19 protein-coding genes are annotated in these 22,006 nt (G+C 72.7%); 9 read left to right on the forward strand and 10 right to left on the reverse strand.

The features are described from left to right. Positions 1–193: 193 nt before the first annotated feature. Complete coding sequence (locus QRN56_RS12465; protein ID WP_285103639.1) at positions 194–946, forward strand: metallophosphoesterase family protein; 753 nt, start codon at positions 194–196, stop codon at positions 944–946. Positions 947–958: 12 nt separating this feature from the next. Here QRN56_RS12465 and QRN56_RS12470 read toward each other — a convergent pair whose 3' ends face one another. Beyond that, a complete protein-coding gene (locus QRN56_RS12470) occupies positions 959–1,729 on the reverse strand; it encodes a class I SAM-dependent methyltransferase (protein WP_285103641.1) in 771 nt (256 codons plus the stop codon). A gap of 253 nt (positions 1,730–1,982) precedes the next feature. Here QRN56_RS12470 and QRN56_RS12475 point away from each other — a divergent pair, with 253 nt between their 5' ends. Continuing rightward, positions 1,983–2,213, forward strand: coding sequence for a helix-turn-helix domain-containing protein (locus tag QRN56_RS12475; protein ID WP_285103643.1), 231 nt, complete (start codon positions 1,983–1,985; stop codon positions 2,211–2,213). Positions 2,214–2,367: 154 nt separating this feature from the next. Here the strand turns inward: QRN56_RS12475 and QRN56_RS12480 are convergent, their stop codons facing one another. After that, positions 2,368–3,000 carry a metallophosphoesterase gene (locus QRN56_RS12480; protein WP_285103644.1) on the reverse strand — a complete coding sequence of 211 codons (633 nt, stop codon included), beginning with the start codon at positions 2,998–3,000 and terminating at the stop codon, positions 2,368–2,370. A gap of 82 nt (positions 3,001–3,082) precedes the next feature. Further along, positions 3,083–4,783 (reverse strand): hypothetical protein, encoded by a 1,701-nt coding sequence (locus QRN56_RS12485; protein ID WP_285103646.1) that lies wholly within the window; start codon positions 4,781–4,783, stop codon positions 3,083–3,085. Positions 4,784–4,905: 122 nt separating this feature from the next. Between QRN56_RS12485 and pdxR the strand changes: the two genes are divergently transcribed. Then, complete coding sequence (gene pdxR, locus QRN56_RS12490; protein WP_285103648.1) at positions 4,906–6,318, forward strand: MocR-like pyridoxine biosynthesis transcription factor PdxR; 1,413 nt, start codon at positions 4,906–4,908, stop codon at positions 6,316–6,318. Here pdxR and QRN56_RS12495 read toward each other — a convergent pair. The 7 genes from QRN56_RS12495 to QRN56_RS12525 all read right to left on the reverse strand — a co-directional run bounded on the left by QRN56_RS12495 (position 6,263) and on the right by QRN56_RS12525 (position 16,220). Then, positions 6,263–7,573 (reverse strand): APC family permease, encoded by a 1,311-nt coding sequence (locus QRN56_RS12495; protein WP_285103650.1) that lies wholly within the window; start codon positions 7,571–7,573, stop codon positions 6,263–6,265. The genes pdxR and QRN56_RS12495 overlap by 56 nt on opposite strands. Positions 7,574–7,622: 49 nt before the next feature. Further along, positions 7,623–9,425: a potassium channel family protein gene (locus QRN56_RS12500; RefSeq protein ID WP_285103652.1), complete on the reverse strand. Its 1,803-nt coding sequence runs from the start codon at positions 9,423–9,425 to the stop codon at positions 7,623–7,625. A 93-nt stretch (positions 9,426–9,518) separates the two neighbouring features. Continuing rightward, on the reverse strand, positions 9,519–11,672 hold the full coding sequence (locus QRN56_RS12505; RefSeq protein WP_285103654.1) for a 3-hydroxyacyl-CoA dehydrogenase NAD-binding domain-containing protein: 2,154 nt from the start codon (positions 11,670–11,672) through the stop codon (positions 9,519–9,521). A 3-nt stretch (positions 11,673–11,675) separates the two neighbouring features. Continuing rightward, on the reverse strand, positions 11,676–12,926 hold the full coding sequence (locus tag QRN56_RS12510; protein WP_285103656.1) for a thiolase family protein: 1,251 nt from the start codon (positions 12,924–12,926) through the stop codon (positions 11,676–11,678). Between the two features lie 277 nt (positions 12,927–13,203). Next, entirely contained in the window at positions 13,204–14,256 is a 1,053-nt protein-coding gene (locus tag QRN56_RS12515; protein ID WP_285103657.1) for a lipid II:glycine glycyltransferase FemX, read from the reverse strand. A 33-nt stretch (positions 14,257–14,289) separates the two neighbouring features. Next, positions 14,290–15,555 (reverse strand): HRDC domain-containing protein, encoded by a 1,266-nt coding sequence (locus QRN56_RS12520; protein ID WP_285103658.1) that lies wholly within the window; start codon positions 15,553–15,555, stop codon positions 14,290–14,292. Then, on the reverse strand, positions 15,552–16,220 hold the full coding sequence (locus QRN56_RS12525) for a DUF3000 domain-containing protein (protein ID WP_285103660.1): 669 nt from the start codon (positions 16,218–16,220) through the stop codon (positions 15,552–15,554). Before QRN56_RS12525 ends, QRN56_RS12520 begins: the two co-directional genes overlap by 4 nt. 165 nt (positions 16,221–16,385) lie before the next feature. On the opposite strand from QRN56_RS12525, the gene gnd reads away from it, so the two are divergent. The 6 genes from gnd to zapE all read left to right on the forward strand — a co-directional run bounded on the left by gnd (position 16,386) and on the right by zapE (position 22,003). Next, complete coding sequence (gene gnd, locus QRN56_RS12530) at positions 16,386–17,822, forward strand: NADP-dependent phosphogluconate dehydrogenase (RefSeq protein ID WP_285103662.1); 1,437 nt, start codon at positions 16,386–16,388, stop codon at positions 17,820–17,822. Beyond that, positions 17,819–19,120 (forward strand): carboxylate--amine ligase, encoded by a 1,302-nt coding sequence (locus tag QRN56_RS12535; RefSeq protein WP_285103664.1) that lies wholly within the window; start codon positions 17,819–17,821, stop codon positions 19,118–19,120. The genes gnd and QRN56_RS12535 overlap by 4 nt, the downstream gene beginning before the upstream one ends. Positions 19,121–19,317: 197 nt before the next feature. Further along, on the forward strand, positions 19,318–19,779 hold the full coding sequence (locus tag QRN56_RS12540) for a DUF805 domain-containing protein (RefSeq protein WP_285103666.1): 462 nt from the start codon (positions 19,318–19,320) through the stop codon (positions 19,777–19,779). A 5-nt stretch (positions 19,780–19,784) separates the two neighbouring features. Continuing rightward, a complete protein-coding gene (locus QRN56_RS12545) occupies positions 19,785–20,207 on the forward strand; it encodes a DUF805 domain-containing protein (protein ID WP_285103668.1) in 423 nt (140 codons plus the stop codon). Positions 20,208–20,222: 15 nt separating this feature from the next. Then, on the forward strand, positions 20,223–20,873 hold the full coding sequence (locus tag QRN56_RS12550) for an SDR family oxidoreductase (protein ID WP_285103669.1): 651 nt from the start codon (positions 20,223–20,225) through the stop codon (positions 20,871–20,873). A gap of 53 nt (positions 20,874–20,926) precedes the next feature. Next, positions 20,927–22,003, forward strand: coding sequence for a cell division protein ZapE (gene zapE / locus QRN56_RS12555; RefSeq protein ID WP_285103671.1), 1,077 nt, complete (start codon positions 20,927–20,929; stop codon positions 22,001–22,003). The last annotated feature ends 3 nt before the right edge of the window (positions 22,004–22,006 follow it).

Here is a 22,006-nt window from a genome sequence, read left to right on the forward strand (position 1 = left end):
GGCTCCTAGGGCACGGGGATGCATGAACGGGGCGTGTCCGCCGGAATGGTGCGGGCACTGGGAATGTGGCCAGATGTGGCCACACGGATCTTGGCAGATCTTCTGTGAAGATGCACATTCCCGCTCGGTGGAGTGAACGGTTGGCCGAGGTGATGTCGGCGCGCGGGGATCGGGATGTGGCACTATCCAGGGCGTGCCTTTAGAGCGGATTGCCCTGATCAGTGATGTCCATGGCAACCTCACCGCACTCGATGCCGTGCTCGACGACATCGAGTCACGTGGGATCGACCGGATCATCAACCTTGGCGACCTCGTCGGAAAGGGGCCACGGGGAAGCGAGGTGGTCGACCGCTGCGACAAGGCGTGTGACATCAACATCCGGGGCAACTGGGACGACCACCTACCGGTGTGGAGCGACGAGTCGTCCCCCGAGATGATCTGGTGGCGCGACGAGCTGCGCGAGGACCAGCGCGACTGGCTCCGGGCACTGCCGCTGAGCCACGATCTGCTGATCAGTGGACGGCACATCAGGCTGTTTCACGCGTCCGCGACGAGCCCGCACGTACGCGTGCACGCCCACCACACGACCGAAGAGTTCGAGGGGATGTTCGTCAACACGCCGATGACGGGCGGCGGGGTGCGGCCGTCGATGGTGGGCTACGGCGACATCCACGACGCTTTCGTCGAGGTGGAGCGTGGCCGGACGCTCTTCAACGTCGGGAGCGTCGGCAACCCTCTGGACGAGCCGATCCCCAGCTACGCGATTCTCGAGGGGCTGGTCGGCGAGCCGGAGCCGGCAGCTTTCGGGCTGCAGTTCGTTCGCGTGCCCTACGACATCGAGGCGGAGATCGATGCGGCCGCAAAGCTGGGCATGCCGGAGCTGGGGCCCTACGCGATCGAGCTGCGGACGGCTGTGTATCGCGGGCTGCGTGGCCCGACAGGCTGAGAAGGGGCGCGATCAGGCCGGCCGGTTCACGACGACGTCGACCCAGAGCTTGCCTTCGACGTCCGGGTCGACGACGACCCAGGGCTGGACCGGAACCCTCGCGCCGTACACGTCGCGGGCGGCCTCGCGCACGAGCCAGACGAAGTGCTCGAGGGTGTAGTGGTTCCGCCAGCGTGGGGCGACCTGTCCGTTCGCCCCGGTCTTGAGCTCGAGGCCCTGCCGGTTGGCTGTGGCGGCCGTCGTCGAGATCAGGGCGGTGCCGCCAGGGGCGACGTGGCCGAGCACCTTGCGCACGGCGTCGTCGTCGGCCTCGGGTGGGAAGAGGTGGACGAAGGCCGTGGCGAGCACGAGGTGGAAGCGTCTGCCTTCGAGCGAGGCGGCCGCGCCGCCCTCGTCGGTGTAGCGACCGGCCAGGAACTCGCCGTGCAGGAGCGAGGGCTTGTTCGGCAGGGTGGGGTCGGACATGAGCTCACGCGCGGCGGAGATCATCGGAGCGGAGAAGTCCACCCCCGTCACGCTGTACCCGAGCATGGACAGGACCCGGGAGTGGGTGCCGTCCGCACAGCCCACGTCGAGAGCCGTCGGCTGCTCCGGTCCGGTGATCTCCGGTACTCGTTTGGAGAGCCACTTCTTGGCGTTCTCTTGGCGGATGTCGGTTGTGCCCTTGTATGTTCCGGCGAGCAGATCGTATGCGGCGCGGTTGATATCAAGAATTGCCTCGAGATCCGGCGGCCTGCTACTGACTGCTGGAATCAGTGCGGACACTGCGGACGGCGCGGCCATCCATCCCCCTCGCGCGCGATGGATCGTTTCGATCCGCCATTTGACAGGAAACACGCCGAGTGCCACGTCGGGACCGGCCGAATGGCGCTTATCGTGTCACAACTTCCGAGCGCTTGCTTTCACATGTTCCTCCCGCCGTGCGTGAGGAATTATCGGGACCCTGTCTCGGCCGGAGAAAAGAATCACCGTCCAATATCGAAACTCGCACCGATTCGACTGGACTCGGGGCACCGGAACGCGCAAGACTTGAGGTGTGAACGAGATCACAATGGAAGCCGAAGCCGACCGTCCGCACGAGGACCTCACCACGCTCGAAGCCGCGCGGTTGCTGGGAGTCTCGAAGCTGCACGTCATCGACCTTCTCGAGGCCGGTGAGATCGACTACCACATGGTCGGTGCAGACCTGATGTTCAGCGCCGCGGAGATCGAGTCGTACAAGTTCGACCGGGAACACCGCGACGCGGAGTCCCTCGTATCCGCATGACCCCCGCGTCGCGGACGACGCCCTGGCGTATCCGCTGACGCAGTGCGTGTGCCGCGAACTTGCGACGCCACGCACCTGACGCCTGAGCGCACGTTCATCACCTGCGAACGTGCGCTCTTGTCATGTCCGGACCGGCCGTGCCCCGGGCCGGCCGTCACGCCCAGGCCAGTGGCTCCAGGTCGCGCGGCCCGTCCGCGATCAGGCCCGCGATCGTCCCGGCCGCGACCGGTCGCCCGCCCCACGCGTCGACGCCGACGTTGATCTGCCGCCCGCGCTGCCGCCAGGTGTCGTGCACGTGGCCGTGCACGACCCAGCCGCCCCGGTCCGCGAGCCGGTACTCGACGTACCGGTCCGCGCCGTGCGAGTCGCCCTCGAAGGGGAAGTGGGACAGCTCGAAGGTATGGCCGTCGGCCGTGACCGGCTCGGGCCGGTCGTGGATCTCTGCGAAGCCCGCGGCAAGGTAGCGCTCTCGTTCCTTCGCCCGACGCCTCTCGCGGGCCTCGGGCTCGCCCTTGCGCAGGGAGCGGTCGCCCTCCCAGCAGCGGTCGTGGTTGCCGGGCACGAGGATCTTGCGCCCCGCGAGCCTGCCGATGTTGGTGAGGGACTCGTCGAGGGCGCCGAGGGCGACGTCGCCCAGCACCCACACGGTGTCGTCGTCGGTGACGGTCTCGTTCCAGAGCTGCACGAGCCGGGCGTCCATGGCTCCCACGCCGGGGAACGGGCGGTCGCAGAACCGGATGATGTTCAGGTGTCCGAAGTGCAGGTCGGACGTGTAGTACGTAGTCATGTCGGAACGTATTCAACCGGTCCCGTGCCGCCGGGGGAACTCAATTCGGCGGCACGGGACCGGTTGGCCCGGTCGTCGGTGGTCAGTGTTCGTAGGTCCAGGTGCAGAGCCCGCCGCTGGCGGTGTAGCTCACCTTGTCGACCTCGTTGCCGAGCCAGCCCTGCACGATGCCGTCGTAGCGGGTGGCCGTGATGTAGTCGCCCTTCGGGATGGTGACGGTCTTGCTCGGGTGCGTCAGCGAGTAGACGCTGCACTCGGGGTCGTCGCCCTCCGCGATGTACTCGCAGTCGTCGCACGCCTCGATCTTGACGACGCCGGTCGCGGGCCCGGTGTAGACCATCTCGAACTCGTCGGGGCTGTAGTTGTAGACGGTCAGCGTGATCGTGCCCTCGGGCTCGTCACGGGCCGGCACCTTGACTCCCGCCTTGGGGTCCACCAGGGCGATGCCCGCGGCGATCTGGACCCGCTCGGCGTACTCGGCCTCCTTGGCCCTCGGGTACGACTCGAGCAGGCCGGCCATGTTCTGGGCCGACGCCGCGTACTGCCGCCGTTCGAGCTGCTGCACGCCGCACTTCAGCAGCCCGGCCGGCACCTTCGTGCGTGCCTCGTCCGCCAGGGCGCTGACCTTGCCCGAGTCGAACCCCGCGAGAAAACCCGTCGACCCCGTCACGTGCTCCGTGTCGTCGCAGCCGTCCTTGCCGGCCAGGTCCTTGAGCAGCTCGTCCCGCCACTTCTCGAGGTCGCCGGGCAGGGCGGCGGCCGGGTCGCTGACCGGGTGGTCGACCAGGAGCTCGGTGAGGTACTTCTTCGCGGTGGGGAACTGGCCGAGGTCGGCGGAGCGGATCCCGCAGTCGTGCAGGGCGTCGGGCACCTCGGCCTCGGCGACACCTTGCAGCGGCCCGGGGGTGCCCGGCTCGGCGAAGTGCCGCACCACGGTCAGCGCGTTGCACGCGTCCTTGCCCTTGGCCTGCGTGTACAAGTCGTCGACGAGCCCGGGGACCCGGTCGGCGGCGCGGGTGCCGGGGTGCTCGTCCGCCGTCCGCACGTACATCGCGTACGCGGCGTCGTACTCGTCCCGGAACGGCCCGAACACCGGGCCCGCGGACTCCAGGCTCTGCGCCGCCTGGTCGAGGTCGTAGGCGAGGTACTCCTCCAGCACCTCGTGCTGGGTCACCACGTACCCGGCGCTCAGCAGCGGCACGACGGCGAGCGTCGCCCACGCGACCCGGCCGGCGGCCCTCGGCGTCCAGACCGTCCGCTTCCGGGTCGCGCGCCGAGCCCGCCGTCGGGCGAGGAGCGCGGCGTCCAGGGCGAACAGCGCGAGCGCGCCCACGTAACCCACCGCCCACCAGGCGGCGATCGGCTCGCGCCCGATCGGCAGCGCGACCCAGGCGAGGCCCGCGGTCGCCGCCAGGGCGACGGCCAGGCGGATCCACGCCCGCAGGTGCAGGTAGCCCAGCCCGAGGCCGCTCAGGTTGAGCAGCGCGGCCGTCAGCGGGCGGGCCGACGGCGGCAGGTCGCCCGCGTGCGCGGGCTCGTCGGGCGCTCCGGTCGGGCCGCCCGGCTCGTCCGCCCCGGGCGTCCCTTCAGGCGTCGCGGCGGATGACGTCTCGGGCGCTGCGCCGGACGAGGCAGGTGCAGGCGCCGCCCCCGGGACGGCAGCCCGGGCCGCTGCCTCGGACAGCAGCTCGGAGACGGTCTCGTCGGTCGTGTCGGGCTGTTCGGACGTCGCGCCGGACGGTTCCTCGGCCGAGGCCTTCGCCGGTGCGCTATCGGTGCTCATACGCCCGGATGCTAGGTCCGACGGCCGGGCGAAAAGCCCGAAAACGCCTGGTTGGCCGGGTGATTTGTTCGCTGAGTCCGAACTGTGACGAGCCGGCCCGCCCGATGCGCCATGATCGGCAGGTGGACCTCGCCGTCGATCTCAGCAACCGCACCGGGCGTACCGACGCGATCTACCGCGCCCTGCACGCCGCGCTCACCACGGGCCGCGTGCCGGCGGGGGAGCGGCTGCCCTCGACGCGCGACCTCGCGCGGGACCTCGGCGTCTCGCGCGCCAGCGTCGCCACGGCGTACGAACGGCTCATCGCGGAGGGCTTCCTGGAGACGCGGACCGGCGCCGGGACGTTCGCGACGGCGGCCGCACGCGACGCGGTGCCCGCCCGGCGGCGCAGCCCCGGCGTGCTGCGGCCGCGTGCGGGATGGCGGTGGGCGGTGCAGCCCGCCAGCGGCGACGCGCCGCCACCGGCCCACGACTTCCGCGTGGGCATCCCGGACGCGGGCCTCTTCCCGTTCGACACCTGGCGGCGGCTGCTGGCGGCCGAGTCGCGCGCGGGCGGGGTCGCGGCGGGCTCCTACGGCGGCCCGGCGGGCCTGCCCCGGTTCCGCGCCGCCGTGGCCCGCTACGTGTCGGGGGCTCGCGGGGTCAGCTCCGGGCCCGACGACGTCATCGCGACGACGGGCGCCCAGCAGGCCCTCGACCTGGTGGCGCGCGTGCTGCTCGAACCGGGGGACGTCGTCGCCGTCGAGGACCCGGGGTATCCCGAGGCCCGGGAGCTGTTCGCGCTCCACGGGGCGCGGGTGGTGCCCGTGCCGGTCGACGCCGAGGGCCTGGTCGTGGACGAGATCCCGGCGCGCGCCCGCCTGGTCTACACCACGCCGTCGCACCAGTTCCCGCTCGGCATGCCGCTGTCGCTCGCGCGACGGCGCGCCCTCCTGGCGCACGCGGCGCGGCACGACGCGGCGGTGATCGAGGACGACTACGACAGCGAGTTCCGCCGCGCGCGCCGTCCGCTCGAGTCCCTGCAGGCCCTGGACCGGGACGGCCGCGTGGTCTACGTGGGCACCTTCTCGAAGTCGCTGCTGCCGGGTCTGCGCGTGGGGTACCTGGTGGCGCCGCCGTCGCTGCGCGAGGCGCTGCTCGCCGCGCGCCAGCTCACCGACGGGCACGGGGCCGTGCACGTGCAGGGTGCGCTCGCGCGCCTCATCGACGACGGCCTGCTCGCCCGGCACGTCCGCAAGGCGTCCGCGGTCTACGCCGAGCGGACCGAGATCCTGCTGGACGCGCTGGCCGGGCTGCCGGTCGAGCCCGTCCCGGCGGCGGCGGGCCTGCACGTGGCGGCCTACCTCTCCGACGCCGCCCCGCTGACCTCGACCGCCCTGGTCTCCCGTGCCCGACGGCGGTCCATCGGCCTGGACTCGCTGGCCTCCTTCGCGACCGGACCCCACCGGGACGGCCTCGTGCTCGGCATCGGCGCCGCGGTCACGAGCTCGATCCGGCCAGGCATCCAGGCTCTGGGTCGCCTGCTGGAGCCGTGACGGGTGCCGCGACGGCCGCCGTGGCCCGCGCCCGGCGACGGCGCCAGACCGTCCAGGCGAGCCCGCCGAGGGCGGCGACCACGGGCCCGGTCATATGTGCCCCGGTCATCACGAGCAGGCCGAGCGCGGCCACCAGGGACACGGCCGCGCACCACCAGGCCGCGCCCCAGCGGGGCAGCAGCCGCAGCGCCGCCGCGGTCCCCACCACGTAGAGCAGGGAGAACGTCGCGGTCGCCATGAGCAGGATCGCGTCCGTGGACTGGTGCGTCGCGGCGAGCACCGCCGTCGTACCGAGCGCGACCACCGTGATGAGGGCCAGGGAGCGGCGCGGCGTGCGGCCCGGTTCGGCGGCGAGCCAGCCCGGCAGGGCGCCGTCCCGTGCGAGGGCCGCGCCCATCCGGCTGCCGCCCGCGAAGTAGACGTTGATGGCGCCGACGGTCAGCAGCACGGCCACCACCGTGGTGACCGGCCGGGCGTGCTCGCCGAACCCGAGCACCAGCAGGTCGGACAGCGGCGCCGGGCCCGGGGTGGGCCCGAGCACCGCGACCGTGGCGAACGCGACGCCGAGGTACAGCACGCCGACCGCCGCCACGGCGATCGCCGTGGCCCGCGGGATGTCCCGGGAGGGATGGCGGTACTCGGCGGACAGCGAGCCCAGGATCTCCCAGCCGGCGAAGGCCCAGACCAGCAGCGCCGCCGCCGAGCCGACCGCGCCCCAGCCGTGCGGGGCGAACGGCGTGAGGTTGCCCGGCTGTGCGTGCGGCAGCGCCACCACCACGGCCACGGCCAGCAGCAGCGCCACCGAGCCCGCGATGACGAGCTGCGCGGTGCCGGAGACGCGCAGGTCGAACCAGTTCATGACGGCGCAGACCGCGATGATGGCGACCGTCGTGGCCAGGGCGGTGCCGGCCCCGCCGCCGGTCGCGTCCGCGACGTAGGCGCCCGCGAAGCCCGCCGCGGCGGGTGCGCCCACCGGGATGGTCGCGTAGAACGCCCAGCCGACCATGGTGGACGCCCGCTCGCCGAACGCGAGCCGGGCGTAGGTGGCCACGCCGCCGCCGTCGGGGTGCCTGGCGCCGAGCGCGGCGAACGTCGTGGCGAGCGGGATCGACAGGAGCACGAGACCCGCCCACGCCACGAGCGAAGCCGGACCGGCCACGCCGGCGGCGAGGGCCGGGAGCGAGATGACGCCGGTGCCGAGCATGGCGCCGAGGGTGAGCGCCGCGCCCTGGGGGACGCTGAGACCGTTCTTCATGGTCCCGACCCTAGGCGTGCGGTGGACCGGCGAACGGTCCGATCCCGGGTCAGTCGTTCAGGCCGCTCGCCGCCCGGGTCAGGCCCGCCGGGGCGCTCGCCAGGTCGCGCAGGTGGAGCAGGCCCGCGGTGGTCGCGATGACGAACACCCGGTCGCCCGGGTTCAGCGTGCGGCCCTGCGAGGGCTCGAACATGCGCCCGCCCCCGCCGCTCGAGTGGGTCACCGAGTCGATCGCCAGCAGGCGGCTGCGCACGGGCGGCCCGTCGCCGTCGGGCTCCCGGGCCACGGCCCCGCCCTCGTCGAGGCCGACGTCGCTGCTGTGCGCGCCGTCGAGCGCGCTGCCGCGCTCGACCAGGATCTCGGCGAGCACCAGCACCCGGTCCCGGTAGGGGACGGTGGCCTTGACCTCCTGGCCGATCATCGCCGCCGCGAAGGACGGCGCGGCCAGGAACGACGAGCTGAGCCCCACGGAGTCCGGGATCTCGCGCCGGATGCGGCGGGCCAGGTCCCGGTCGAACACCCGCAGGACCGTGCGCAGGCTCGCCGGGGCGTCCTTGGCCCGCGGGATCGAGCGGGCCGCGAAGCTGATCCCGATGGTCGTGGCGCCGCCGCTCGTGACCACGACGATCGCCTGGGCGGCCCCGACGTACGCGCCGCGCAGGGTCGTGGCCCGCCGGGCGTCGCCGATCACCACCGGCACGTCCCGGGCGCGCGCCACCGCGATGCCGCGGGCGGACTCGTCGACGTCGACGGCGATCACCGGCACGCCGCGGCGGTCCAGGGAGCGCACGATGCGCGTGCCGAGGTCCCCCATGCCGACGACGACCACGTGGTCGGACATCGCGTGCAGCGGGGAGCCGGTGTCGAGCAGCCGCTGGGTGCGCACCACGCCGTCGACCACCACACCCGTGACCCAGGGGATGACGGCGACGCTGACGACCGTCAGCGCCACCTGCGTGACCTTCACGACCGGGTGCGCGTCGTGGTCGGGATCGCTGCCCGCCAGGGAGGGCAGCACGGCCTCGTACAGCGCGCCGAGGAACGACGCGCCGGTGGCCAGCTTGATGGTCACGGCGCCGACGAGCACCACCACCAGGAGCACCCCGGCGGCGAGCAGGAGGTTCCACCCGGACGTGAGCGCCAGGGTCCGCAGGTACTCGCCGAACCGGCGGGGCCGGTGCGGGTCCACCTCGTCCTCGTCGGGCTCCAGCTCCGCCCGCACCTCCGGCAGCACGTCGTCCTCGCCGGCGTCCGCCAGGAGGACCTTGGGGGTCAGCGCCGCCAGCTCGCGCTCGCTCGGCAGGGCCACCACCGTGTCGGCCCCGTCGGTCGCGAACAGGACCATGCGGGTCGGTAGCGACGGCTCCTCGTCCGAGACGGTGACGAGGCGACGGTGCCGCACCGGCAGCCGCACCTGGCGCCGCAGCGCCGCGCCGACGATCTCGGGTGCGGCGAACGCGGACGACGACAGGACCGTGCAGCGGTCGTGCTCCAGGTGCCGGCCCAGCGACTCGTCGAAGATGCGGACCACGACGTGCAGCGCGGGCCAGGTCTCGCGCAGCAGGAGCGCGAGGGCCACGTTGCCGCCGTCGTCCTGGTCCACGAGGGCGGCCGCGGCGGCCCGGTCCGTGCCCGCCGCCAGGAGGGCCCTCTCGTCGACGCGCTCGGCCCCCAGGACGTCCACGCCGTCCAGCACGGCCATCTCCTGGGCGTACCGCGACGTGCGGTCGGGCACCAGCACCGCGACAGTGCCCCGGAAGCGGGTGCTGAGGGCCCGGGTGAGGCGGAAGGCGAGGGGACCGTCGCCGACGACGACGTAGTGCGCGCGCGTGACCGGTCCGGCGGCTGTCATGTTCGCAGAGCGTAGCGGGACCCTCCGACACCGGGGCACGTCGTGTGCGCCGGGCGTCGGAGGGTCCCGCGGGTGGTGCTAGCCGGCTCCGGCTCAGCCGACGGGGACGTTCGCCACGCCGTCCGGCAGGAACCGGCTGCCCAGGACCTTCTCGCTGTAGCCCGTGCGGTCCAGGTACGGCGTGATGCCGCCCGTGTGGAAGCCCCAGCCGGCGCCGAGGATCATGGCCAGGTCGATCTGCTGCGGCCCGGGCACCACGCCCTCCTCCAGCATGAGGCCGATCTCGGTGGTCAGGGTGGTGAGCACCGCGTCGAGCACGCCGTCGCCGTCGAGCACGACCTCGCCGTGGCGGCCGGTCTCGCCCGGCGTGAGCGCGTCGCCGAACACGGCCTGGATGGCCGGGTCGACGGGCTTGGGCAGGCCCTTGGCCGGCGCGTCGAGCACCACGCGGGTGCCGTCGGCCACCAGCTTCTGCAGCCCGGGGGAGGCCGGGATCCGGTCGCCCAGGTCCTCGCGCAGCGAGGTGAGCACGTGCAGGCCGACGGCGGGGCCGACCAGGTCCAGCAGCTCGAACGTCGGCATCGGGAAGCCGAGCGGCGCCAGCGCGCGGTCGGCCACGTCGACCGGCGTGCCGTTCTCGATGGCGTCCATGACCTTGCCCATGACGAGCAGCAGCAGCCGGTTGACCACGAAGCCCGGGCGGTCGCCCGCCAGGACCGCGGTCTTGCGGAGCTTCTTGGTGACCGCGAACGCCGTGGCCAGGGCCTCCTGCGACGTCTTGTCGGCGTTGATCACCTCGACCAGCGGCATCTGGGCCACCGGGTTGAAGAAGTGGATGCCGACCACGCGCTCCGGGTGGGCCAGGTCGGCCGCCATCTCGGTGACGGACAGCGCCGAGGTGTTGGTCGCCAGGATGGTCTCGGGGGCGATCACGCCCTCCAGCTCGGCGAACACCTTCTTCTTGAGTCCCATCACCTCTGTGACGGCCTCGATGACGAAGTCGCACGAGGCGAACTCGCCGATGTCCGTGGTGCCGGACACCGAGGAGACGATGCGGGTCGCGGCCTCCGGCGTCAGGCGCCCGCGGCCGGCCAGCTTCTCGGCCGTCTCGCGCACGAAGGCCAGACCCTTGTCCACGCGCTCCTGGTCGAGGTCGCGCATGACGACGGGCACGCCGAGGCGCTGCGCGAAGAGGAACGCCATCTGGGCGGCCATCAGGCCCGCGCCCACGACGCCGACCCGGGTGATCGGCCGGGCGAGCTGCGGGTCCGGCGCGCCCACGGGCTTCTTGCCGGCGCCCACCAGGTTGAACGCGTAGATGCTGGCGCGCATCTCGTCCGACATGATCAGGTCCGCGAGGGCCTGGTCCTCGGCGGCGAACGCGTCCGCCTTCGTGGCGTTGCGGGCGGCGGCGATCAGCTCCAGGGCGCGGCCCGGGGCCGGGCGCGAGGTGCCGACCACGGCGTCGAGCTGCGCCTTCGCGGCGCCGACGACGGCGTCCCACACGGGCTGCGGGTCGAGCTCGCGGCGCGGCACCTCGATCGCGCCGGTGACCACCTTGGCGGCCCAGATGATGGACTGCTCCAGGAAGTCGGCGGCGTCGAACTGCGCGTCCACCAGGCCGATCTTCAGCGCCTCGGCGGGCTTGAAGGGCTTGTTCGCGGCCGGGCGGGTGAGGATGACCTCGACGGCCTTCTCCACGCCGACCAGGCGCGGCACCAGGTAGGCGCCGCCCCAGCCGGGCACCAGGCCGATGCCGGTCTCGGGCAGGCCGAGCGCGGCGGCGTCGGACGCCACGGTGCGGTAGTCGCAGTTCAGGGCGACCTCGAGGCCGCCGCCGAGCGCGAGGCCGTTGACGAACGCGAACGTCGGCACGCCCGTGGCAGCGCGCAGGTCGCCCAGGATCGTGTACGCGGCGTGGCCCATGCGGCCCAGCTCGACGGCCTCGTCGTGGCCGTTCAGGGTGGTGACGCCCTTGAGGTCGGCGCCGGCGGCGAGGAAGTACGGCTTGCCCGTCACGCCGACGGCGGCGAGCTCGCCGGCCTCGGCGCGGGTGCGGACGATCTCCAGGGCCGCCTTGAGCTCGGCCATGCCGGCCGGCCCGAGCGTGTTCGGCTTGGTGTGGTCCAGGCCGTTGTCGAGCGTGACCAGCGCGAGGACGCCGGCGCCGCCCGGCAGGGTGACGTCGCGGACGAGCGAGTGGGTGACGCGCTCCGCCGGAGCGCTGGGGGTGGTGGTCTCAGGCACGGGTCAGTTCTCCTCGTCCGTGTGGCCGGAGTAGTCGGCGTGGTGCGGGTTCTCCCAGATGGCGCTGCCGCCCTGGCCCAGGCCCACGCACATGGCGGTCAGCCCGTAGCGGACCTCGGGGTGCTGCTCGAACTGGCGGGCGAGCTGCGTCATGAGGCGTACGCCGGAGCTGGCCAGGGGGTGGCCCATGGCGATCGCGCCACCGTAGGGGTTGACGCGCGGGTCGTCGTCGGCGATGCCGTAGTGGTCCAGGAAGGACAGCACCTGCACGGCGAACGCCTCGTTCAGCTCGAACAGGCCGATGTCGTCGATGGTCAGGCCCGCGGCCTTCAGCGCCTTCTCGGTGGAGGGCACCGGGCCGTAGCCCATGATCTCCGGCGGCACGCCGGCGTACCCGTAGGACACCAGGCGCATCTTCGCGGGCAGGCCCAGCTCGGCGGCGACGTCGCCGGCGGCCAGGATGGCGCCCGTGGCGCCGTCGGTCAGCGGGGACGACGTCGCGGGGGTGACGCGGCCGCCCGCGCGGAACGGCGTCTTGAGGCCCTGGATGGACTCGAAGGAGGTCTCCGGGCGGGGCAGCTCGTCGGCGGTGGCCAGGCCCCAGCCCAGCTCCGCGGAGCGGACGGCGACGGGGACCAGGTCCGGGTCGATGTTCCCGTTGGCCAGCGCCTTGGCGTACTTGGCCTGTGACTCGACGGCGAACCGGTCGGCGCGCTCCTTGGTGAGCTGCGGGAACTTGTCGTGCAGGTTCTCCGCGGTGACGCCCATGTTCAGGGCCTGCGGGTCCACGAGCTTCTCGGCCACGAACCGGGGGTTGACGTCGGCGTCGAAGCCCATCGGGTGGCGGCCCATGTGCTCCACGCCGCCCGCGATCACGACGTCGGCGGCGCCCATGGCGATGCCCGCGGCCGTGGTGGTGGCGGCCGTCATGGCGCCGGCGCACATGCGGTCGATGGCGTAGCCCGGCACGGACTGGGGGAGACCGGCCAGCATGCCCACGGTGCGGCCGAGGGTGAGCCCCTGGTCGCCCTGCTGCGTGGTGGCGGCGATCGCCACCTCGTCGATGCGCTCCGGGGGGAGCTCGGGGTGCCGCCGCAGCAGCTCGCGCACCACCTTGACGATCAGGTCGTCGGCACGCGTCTGCGCGTACATGCCGTCGGGCTTGGCCTTGCCGAACGGCGTCCGGGCGCCGTCGACGAAGACGACGTCGCGTACGGCACGGCGGGCACGCGGTGTTTCCGGGGCTGCGGTCATCAGCAGAACTCCTGGGGTTTTCGGGACGGCGGCGTCCATGAGCGACGCCGCTGGATCGAGATACACGCTACCGCGAGTACCGGTAAAAAGCACGCACGATCTGAGACCGGGTCCCGCGCGGTCCTGAAACGCAGTCTCGAAACGCAAGAAGTGCGCTTCCACCCAGTCGTCGGGCCCGAAATCAGCGTGATTCCGGGCCCGACGACTGGGTAGAAGCGCACTTTCGTGTCGCTCGGCGAGCCGTGTGCGCTCCTGCGCCCCGGCGGGTGGGTGCGGGTCAGTTGCCGCGGAGCTTGCGGACCACCTTCTTGGCGGTCGGCAGCGCGCTGTTCCAGGTCGTGTACCAGCGCGAGAACGACACGTCGATCGAGCCCACGAGCTCGTCCGTGTGCTTCGCGAAGCTCTTCTTGAAGTCGCTGATGCCGTCGTTGAGCAGGCCGTTCATGTCGTACCGCACGAGGCCCTGCTCGCGGGCGATCTCGATGGTGCGCCAGTAGGTGGGCGCGGTGGCCGTGGCCTTGCGGCCGGCGTCGTTGCCGCCGCCGTACAGCAGGAACGAGGTGCTGGCCGAGTTGACGCACCACGCGAAGCACACCGGCACGTCGTCGATGTAGGTGGCCACCAGCACCGACTTGTCGCCGAGCTGCCGGTTGATGTCCAGGTAGTACTCGTCGGCGTGGATGGCGAACCCGGCGCGCTGCGCGGTCTCCTTGTAGACGTCGAGCACCCGCAGCACCTCGGCGTCCTCGGTGACCCGGCGGATGTCCAGGCCGGCCCGCGAGCCCTTGCGGATCTCGTACCGCGTGGACTTGCGCATGTCGGCCAGCAGCTCGTCGGCGGGGCGCGTCAGGTCCAGGATCAGCGTGCTCGGGATGAGGATCTGGTTCGGCGCGTACCGCCGTCCGGCCAGGTCGAGCTGGGTGCCCGCGGGCCAGTCGGGCTCGATGGTGATGCCGACGCCGCCCACGTTCTCGCGCGCCCACTCCACCACCGTGTTGGTCACGGCGTTGCGCGTCGCGGTGTCGCCCACGCCGAAGACCGCCTGGGCGGTCTCGCCGTCGTGGTGCGCGACGACGGGGCCGCGCGGCACGTAGGACAGCGCCCGGAACTGGGCCGGCAGCGGCCGCACGAGGAGCTGCGCGAGGCCGACGGTCGAGCCGTCCTCGGTGACCCGCAGCCGGTGCGCGCGCCAGCTTCCGGCCGCCTTGACCTCGCCCCAGCCCCACAGCTGGAGCGGGTGCCCGCCCAGGGCGAGCACCTCGCGGTCCCATGTCGAAGGATCGGTGACGACGTCGACGGCGAGCGTGATGGGCTCCGACAGGGCTGGCATGGGGACGACTCTACTGGGGTCGGCGCGGGGCTTTCACACCGGGTCCTGCGCGGCCTGCGCGAACGCCCGCTCCAGGCCCTCGGCCAGGAGCCCGACCTGCCACTCGCGGGCGCCGCGACCGCGCAGGAAGTCGGCGATCCCGGCGGCGTCCGCGGGCGACGGCGGTGTCCAGCACAGCCGGCGCAGCGCGTCGGGCTGGAGCAGGTTCTCCACCGGGATGCTCAGCTCCTCGGACAGCGCGGTCACGAGCTCGCGGGCGGCGGTCAGGCGGCGCGCCGCGACGGCGTCACGGTCGCCCCAGGTGCGCGGCGGCGGCGGACCGTCGGAGCGCGGTCCGCGCACGGTCGGCAGCTCGGCGTCGGGCAGGGCGCGCGCGTCGTCGATCGCCTTCTGCCAGTAGGCGGCCCGGCGCTTGGTGCCCTTCCCCGCGAACTCGGGCAGCATCACGAGCTGGCCGGCGGTCCTGGGCATGGCCTTGGCCGCCGCGACGATCGCGCGGTCGGGCAGCACCCGGCCCGGCGAGATGTCGCGCGCCTGGGCGCTGGCGTCCCGCGCGACCCACATCGCCCGCACGGCCGCGACCTGGCGCGGGTTGCGCAGCACGTGCATGCCGGACGTGCGGCGCCACGGGTCGACGCGCGGCGCGGGCGGCGCGGCAGTGCGCACCGCCTCGAACTCCTGCGCGGCCCACTGCGTCTTGCCGGCCGCCTCCAGGCGCTCGGCGAGCCGGTCGCGCAGCTCGACCAGCACCTCGACGTCGAGGGCGGCGTACCGCAGCCAGTCCTCCGGCAGCGGGCGGGTGGACCAGTCGACGGCGGAGTGCTCCTTGGCCAGCCCGAGCCCCAGCACCTCGGCCACGACCGCGGCCAGGCCCACGCGCTCCATGCCGAGCAGCCGCGCCGCGAGCTCGGTGTCGAAGACGCGGGCCGGGTGCAGGCCGTGCGCGGCGAGTCCCGGCAGGTCCTGGGAGGCGGCGTGCAGCACGAACTCGGCATCGCCCACGGCCTCGCCCAGCGCGCCCAGGTCGGGCACGCCGACGGGATCGATCAGTGCCGTGCCCGCCCCGGCGCGTCGTACCTGGACCAGGTAGGTCGCCTGCCCGTAGCGGTACCCGGAGGCGCGCTCGGCGTCGGCCGCCACGGGGCCCGAGCCGGCGGCGAACGCCTCGACGACACGTGCGAACGCACCGGGCGTCGCCACGACATCGGGCAGCCCGTCGGCGGGCTCGGTCAGTGGTGTGACGGGTGGCTGCACGGGCGTCGATGTCTCCGCAGGGACTCCTCGCTCCGTGGTGGTCATGGGCCTACCGTATGGCGTTGCCTGGATCGGTCGGTAAAACGCCTGGTGAGAGCCGCGACGCCTTCGGGCAGCGGCGGCACTCCCGCGGCCGTCGTGAGCAGGGCCGCCCAGGCGCGCAGGTGCGTCCCGAGCCGCGTGTCGACGGGCGTCCACGACGCGCGGATCTCCAGGTCCACCGCGTCGGGCGTGCCGTCCAGGGCGCCGTAGCTCTGTGACAGCACCCGGGTGACCGTGCCGCCGTCGGCCAGCGTGTCGGTGCCGGGCACCAGGCCCGCGGACTCGAGGCACTCGCCCACCCAGGACCAGGCGACGTCGGCCAGCATCGGGTCGGCGGCCATCTCGGGCTCCAGCGTGGCCCGCACCAGGGTCACCACGCGGAACGTGCCGTGCCAGGCCTCCTGGCCCGCCGGGTCGTGCAGCACGACGAAGCGGCCGGTGGCGAGCGGGTCGGTGTCGTGGTCGTGCTCGTCGGGCCGGTCCGGCTCGCGCCGGGCAGGCGGCGCGCCGGGCAGGACGTCGCCGGAGAGCGCCACGCTGAACGGCGCCACCCGGCGCGGGGCGGGGATCTCGGTGAGGCGTACCTCGGCGCGCAGGGCCGCCCCGCGCAGGTCAGCGAGGGCTGCTGCGAAGTCGACGGGAACACCGGTGGGCGGGCCGCTGGTCACCACTTCACCGTACGTCCGGGGCGGCGCAGCCACGGGGAGGCGCGCGGCTGACGCCGGATCGTGACCTGCGCGGGTGGCGAAGTGAGCCAGGGCACTAGGCTGGCAACGGGTCGCGGCGCACGTACGCGGGCGCCGGCCCGTTTCCACTGCAGAAGGAGCAAGAACGTGTCAGGCACAGCACAGATCGGCGTCACCGGGCTGGCGGTGATGGGTCGCAACCTCGCGCGGAACTTCGCACGTCACGGGTACACGGTGGCGATCCACAACCGTTCGTACGCGAAGACCGAGTCGCTGGTCGCGGAGCACGGTGACGACGGCGACTTCGTCCCCAGCGAGTCGATGGCGGACTTCGTCGCGTCGCTCGAGCGGCCGCGCAAGGTGGTCATCATGGTCAAGGCCGGCGGTCCCACGGACGCCGTCATCGACGAGCTGGTGCCCCTCCTGGAGGAGGGCGACATCGTGGTCGACGCCGGCAACGCCCACTTCCCGGACACGATCCGGCGCGAGGCCGCCCTCAAGGAGCACGGCCTGCACTTCGTCGGCACCGGCGTGTCCGGCGGCGAGGAGGGCGCGCTGAACGGCCCGTCCATCATGCCGGGCGGCACGCCCGAGTCGTACGCGTCGCTCGGGCCCATCCTGGAGGACATCTCCGCGAAGGTGGACGGCACCCCGTGCTGCACCTACGTGGGCTCCGACGGCGCCGGCCACTTCGTCAAGATGGTGCACAACGGCATCGAGTACGCCGACATGCAGCTCATCGCGGAGGCGTACGACCTGCTGCGCCAGGGGCTGGGTGCCTCGGCCGCGGAGATCGGCGAGATCTTCGCGCAGTGGAACACGGGCGACCTGGAGTCGTTCCTCATCGAGATCACGGCCGACGTGCTGCAGCACGTGGACGCGGACACGGGCAAGGCGTTCGTCGACATCGTGCTGGACCAGGCCGAGCAGAAGGGCACCGGCCGCTGGACGGTGCAGAACGGCCTGGACCTGGGCGTGCCGATCACCGGCATCGCCGAGGCCACGTTCGCCCGCGCCCTGTCCGGCTCCGTGCCGCAGCGCGCGGCGGGCCGCGCGGCCCTGCCGGCGCACGCGCAGGAGTGGGAGGTCAAGGACCGCGAGGCGTTCATCGAGGACGTCCGCCAGGCCCTGTACGCCTCGAAGGTCGTCGCCTACTCGCAGGGCTTCGACCAGATCGCCGCCGCCGCGGCCGAGTTCGGCTGGGACATCGACCGGGGCGCGATGGCCCGGATCTGGCGCGGCGGCTGCATCATCCGCGCCCGGTTCCTCAACCGGATCACCGAGGCCTACGAGCGCGACGCGGACCTGCCGCTGCTGCTCGCCGACCCGTACTTCACCGACGCCGTCGCGAGCGGCCTGCCCGCCTGGCGGCGCGTGGTGGCCGGTGCTGCCAGCAACGGCGTGCCCACGCCGGCGTTCTCCTCCTCGCTCGCGTACTACGACGGCGTCCGCGCCGAGCGGCTCCCGGCCGCCCTGGTGCAGGCGCAGCGCGACTTCTTCGGCGCCCACACCTACAAGCGGGTCGACCGCGAGGGCACCTTCCACACGGAGTGGTCCGGCGACCGCACGGAGGCCGAGGCGTGAGGGGTTTCCCCGCTGAGCAGGGACCGGTAGGCGGCGGGGAGCAGACGGCTCCCGAGATGCTGGTGGTGGGGATCGGCGGCGACGTCGGGATGTACGCCCTGGTGCGCGCGTTCCACGAGCAGTACCGCACGCACGCCGTCGTGCTGTCCAAGGTGGCCACGCGCGCGATGCAGGACTCGGCGATCGCCGAGAACGTGGTGGTGCCCGGCCTGGACGACGTCGACGTGTTCCTCTCCACCCTGGAGGGCATCGCCCAGCAGCACCGCGACAAGACGCTCGTGCTGCTGACGAACGCCGACTGGCACGTGCGTACCGTCATCCTGAACCGGGAGCGGCTCCAGGCGGCGGGCTACGTGCTGCCGTACCCGTCGCTGCCGGTCCTGGAGCAGGTCAGCAGCAAGGAGGGCTTCGCGCAGGTCTGCGACCAGCTCGGCATCCCGACGCCGCGCACGGTGCCGGTCGACGTGGCCAAGCTGGTCGCCGAGGGCGGCCGGGCCGCGCTGCCGGGGCTCGCGGTGGACCTGCAGTACCCCGTGGTCGGCAAGCCGTCCAACAGCGCCGAGTGGTACTACGTGGACTTCCCCGGCAAGGCGAAGATCCACCACATCGACTCCCGCGAGGAGCTCGACGTGATCCTGGGCCACCTCGCCGACGCGAACTACCCGGGCACGTTCCTGGTGCAGGAGTTCATCCCGGGCGACGAGACGCAGATGCGGTCCCTGACCGCGTACCGCGACACGTCCGGCGAGGTGACGCTCCTGGCCACGGGCCGGGTGCTGCTGGAGGAGCACACGCCGGGCACGCTCGGCATCCCGGCCGCGATCCTGGTGGAGGCGTACGACGACGCCATGGACGCGGCCACGAGGTTCCTCGACCTGACCGGATACGTGGGCTTCGCCAACTTCGACTACAAGCTGGACCCGCGCACGGGCAAGCACGTGTACTTCGAGGTGAACCCCCGCATCGGTCGGAACAACTACTACGTGACGGCGGGCGGGGCCAACGTGGCCCGCGTGCTGGTCGAGGACTGGGTGCTGCACCGCCCGATCCGCCCCGTGCGGGCGGTCCGCGAGGTGCTGTACACGGTGGTGCCCTTCGGCCTGCTGTCCAAGTACGTGCTGGACCCGGAGCTGAAGAACCGGCTCAAGGCCCTGCGGGCGAGCGGCGACGTGGTCAACCCGCTGAAGTACGACGGCGACTCCGGCCTCAAGCGCCGGCTCATCGTCGAGGCGATCACGCAGAACTACCGGCGCAAGTACGCCCAGTACTACCCGGAGCCGACCGCCACGGGGTACTGACCCCGGCGCTCCCTCCCGACGTGTCAGACGCTCAGATCACTCCGGTGACCTGAGCGTCTGACACGTTAGGGGGCCTTTTCTCACCCATGGGTAGTTCTGCCCAGATTTAAGCCTTGCGCACTTATTGACTGATCGGGACACTATGTGCGCACTTGCTGGAGATTTCCGGCATAAATCGTGAGAGAGGCTTCTTCCTGATGTCGTTCATCGAGTCCATCCGGACCGTGCTGTCGAAGTACGCCACGTTCAGCGGCCGTGCCCGGCGCTCCGAGTTCTGGTGGTACTACCTGGCCCTGGTCATCGTCGAGAGCGTGCTCTACTTCGCGCTCATCGTGCCGGGCCTCACGGCCTACACGACGGCCACCATGGAGTACGCCATGGCCGGCGACCCGTCCGCCGCCGTGCCCACCATGCCCGGCTCCCTGGCGACCGGCTACCTCGTCGTCTCGCTCGTCGCGCTCGCGCTGCTCCTGCCGACGCTCGCGGTGATCGTCCGCCGCCTGCACGACACCGGCAAGTCGGGCGCCCTGGCGTTCCTGCTGCTGATCCCGGTCGTCAACGTCATCCTGATCATCGTGTGGGGCGCGTCCGCCGGCACCCCGGGCCCGAACCAGTTCGGCCCCGACCCCAAGGCCGTCGACCAGGCCGCCGCGGTCTGACCCACGTGTCGATCCTCGACGCCGTCCAGACCTGCCTGCGCAGGTACGGCGACTTCACCGGCCGTGCCCGGGCCTCCGAGTACTGGTTCTTCTACCTCGCGCTCGTGATCGTGAACGCCGTGATCTTCGCGGTGCTTCTCATCCCGGCCCTGGTCACGATGGACCCGGTCACGCAGGAGCCGGGGGTGCTCGGGTCGATCGGCTCGGCCCTCCTGGGGATCGTCGCGCTCGCGGCCTTCGTGCCGCTCCTCGCGGCGGGTGTCCGCCGTCTGCACGACACCGGGAAGTCCGGCTGGTTCTACCTGCTGTGCCTCGTCCCGTTCGTCGGCGGCATCATCATCGTCGTGCTGCTCGCCCTGCCGGGCGAGCCCGGGTCCAACCGGTTCGGGCCGGACCCGAGAGGCGTGCCGCAGCCGGCCGCGGCCTGACCTAGTCTGGGCCGCATGACCAGCTCCCGCCCCGTCCTCGTGGTCGGGGCCGGCGGATACGTCGGCAGCCGGGTCGCACGCGGCCTGGCTGCCGACGGGCGCGCGGTGCTCGCCGCGACCCGCCGTCCGCTGCCCGACGCCGACGGCGTGCTCCCCGTCCGCTACGACACCGTCGCCGACCTGCCCGGCGCCGTCCGCGCCGCCTGCGACCTGGCCGGCACCCCGCTGCCCGGCGCCGTCGTGGCGTCCATCGGCGGCTGGCACAAGGGCGCCGCCCTGCTGGACGACGACCCGGACCGGTGGGCCGCGACCCTCGCCTCCCACCTCACCGCCCACCTCGACGCCGCCCGCGCGCTCGTCCCGCTGCTGCGACCCGGCGACCCGTACGTCGTGCTCAACGGGTCCGCCTCCCGCGAGGCCATGGCCGGGTCCGGCGTGATCAGCGTGACCGGGGCCGGGCTCGCGATGCTGGTCCAGGTGCTGCGCCTGGAGGCCCCGCACGCCGGCTCGGGCGCCATCCGTTTTCATGAGCTCGTCATCGACCATGCCGTCGCGGGCGACGACCGCAACGAGGACCCGGCCGAGACGAGAACCCCGGCCCAGGTGGTCCACGCCCTCGGCGAGATCCTCGACCAGCCCGGCGCACCCGCCGTCGTGCACGTGTGACGTTGCTCTCCTGGCACGCCCGGTGACCTGAGCCGCCGGTAATCTTCTACCTCGTGACAGCCCCCGCCACCACCGACACCCAGACCGCCCGGACCACGCGGGCGCTGAGCGCCGTCCGGCCGCAGGTCCCCGTCGACCGGCTCGTCACCGACCTCGTACCGCCCCGGCACTTCGCCGCCGCGCGGTTCGCGACCTACCGCGCCAACCCGGCGCACCCCAGCCAGGGTCGCGCCCTGGCCCGCCTGACGGAGATCGCGCAGGAGATCACGGCTCCGCGGCGCGGCCTGTTCGCCCGCCGCCGCCCGGCTCCCGCCGTGTACCTCGACGGCGGCTTCGGCGTCGGCAAGACGCACCTGCTCACCTCGCTCGCCCACGCCGTCGGTGAGGCCCTCGGCCCGGACAAGGCCGCGTACGGCACGTTCGTCGAGTACACCAACCTCGTCGGGGCCCTCGGGTTCCTCCCGACCGTCGAGGCGCTGGCCACCAAGAAGCTGGTCTGCATCGACGAGTTCGAGCTCGACGACGCCGGCGACACGACCCTCATGTCGCGCCTCATGCGGGAGCTGGCCGACCGCGGCGTCGCGCTCGCCGCGACGTCGAACACGCTGCCCGGCGCGCTCGGCGAGGGCCGGTTCGCCGCCCAGGACTTCCAGCGGGAGATCAAGGCCCTGTCCGACCGCTTCGAGACCCTGCGGGTCGACGGCGAGGACTACCGCCACCGGGACGTCGTCACCGACCCCGAGCCGCTGACCGTCGACGAGGTCACGGCGGCCGCCGCCCGTCCGGGCGCCACGCTCGACGCGTTCGACGACCTGCTGGAGCACCTCGCCACCGTGCACCCCAGCCGCTACGGCGCGCTGCTCGACGGCGTCTCCGTGGTCGCCCTGACCGGCGTGCACCCGGTGACGGCGCAGGCCGTCGCGCTGCGCCTCGTGGTGCTCGTGGACCGGCTCTACGACCGCGACGTGCCCGTGCTGCTGGCTGGCGCGGGGGACACCCGCGGCCTGTTCACCGACGAGATGCTCGCCGGCGGGTACCGCAAGAAGTACTACCGGGCGCTGTCCCGGCTGGGCGCGCTGGCCGAGGAAGGGCGTCGACTCGTCACACAGGACGAGGCGAGCCGGAACTGAGCC

Origin of the sequence: Promicromonospora sp. MEB111, from assembly GCF_030209445.1 — a bacterium.
In the GTDB taxonomy this organism is placed as follows: domain Bacteria; phylum Actinomycetota; class Actinomycetes; order Actinomycetales; family Cellulomonadaceae; genus Promicromonospora.

Bases quoted from the DNA above. Each gene is read 5' to 3' on its own strand.
- QRN56_RS12480 (WP_285103644.1), bottom strand. From the start codon at position 3,000: ATGACTACGTACTACACGTCCGACCTGCACTTCGGACACCTGAACATC.
- QRN56_RS12470 (WP_285103641.1), bottom strand. From the start codon at position 1,729: ATGGCCGCGCCGTCCGCAGTGTCCGCACTGATTCCAGCAGTCAGTAGC.
- QRN56_RS12495 (WP_285103650.1), bottom strand. From the start codon at position 7,573: ATGAAGAACGGTCTCAGCGTCCCCCAGGGCGCGGCGCTCACCCTCGGC.
- QRN56_RS12550 (WP_285103669.1), top strand. From the start codon at position 20,223: ATGACCAGCTCCCGCCCCGTCCTCGTGGTCGGGGCCGGCGGATACGTC.
- QRN56_RS12485 (WP_285103646.1), bottom strand. From the start codon at position 4,783: ATGAGCACCGATAGCGCACCGGCGAAGGCCTCGGCCGAGGAACCGTCC.
- QRN56_RS12520 (WP_285103658.1), bottom strand. From the start codon at position 15,555: ATGACCACCACGGAGCGAGGAGTCCCTGCGGAGACATCGACGCCCGTG.
- QRN56_RS12540 (WP_285103666.1), top strand. From the start codon at position 19,318: ATGTCGTTCATCGAGTCCATCCGGACCGTGCTGTCGAAGTACGCCACG.
- QRN56_RS12510 (WP_285103656.1), bottom strand. From the start codon at position 12,926: ATGACCGCAGCCCCGGAAACACCGCGTGCCCGCCGTGCCGTACGCGAC.
- QRN56_RS12500 (WP_285103652.1), bottom strand. From the start codon at position 9,425: ATGACAGCCGCCGGACCGGTCACGCGCGCGCACTACGTCGTCGTCGGC.
- QRN56_RS12515 (WP_285103657.1), bottom strand. From the start codon at position 14,256: ATGCCAGCCCTGTCGGAGCCCATCACGCTCGCCGTCGACGTCGTCACC.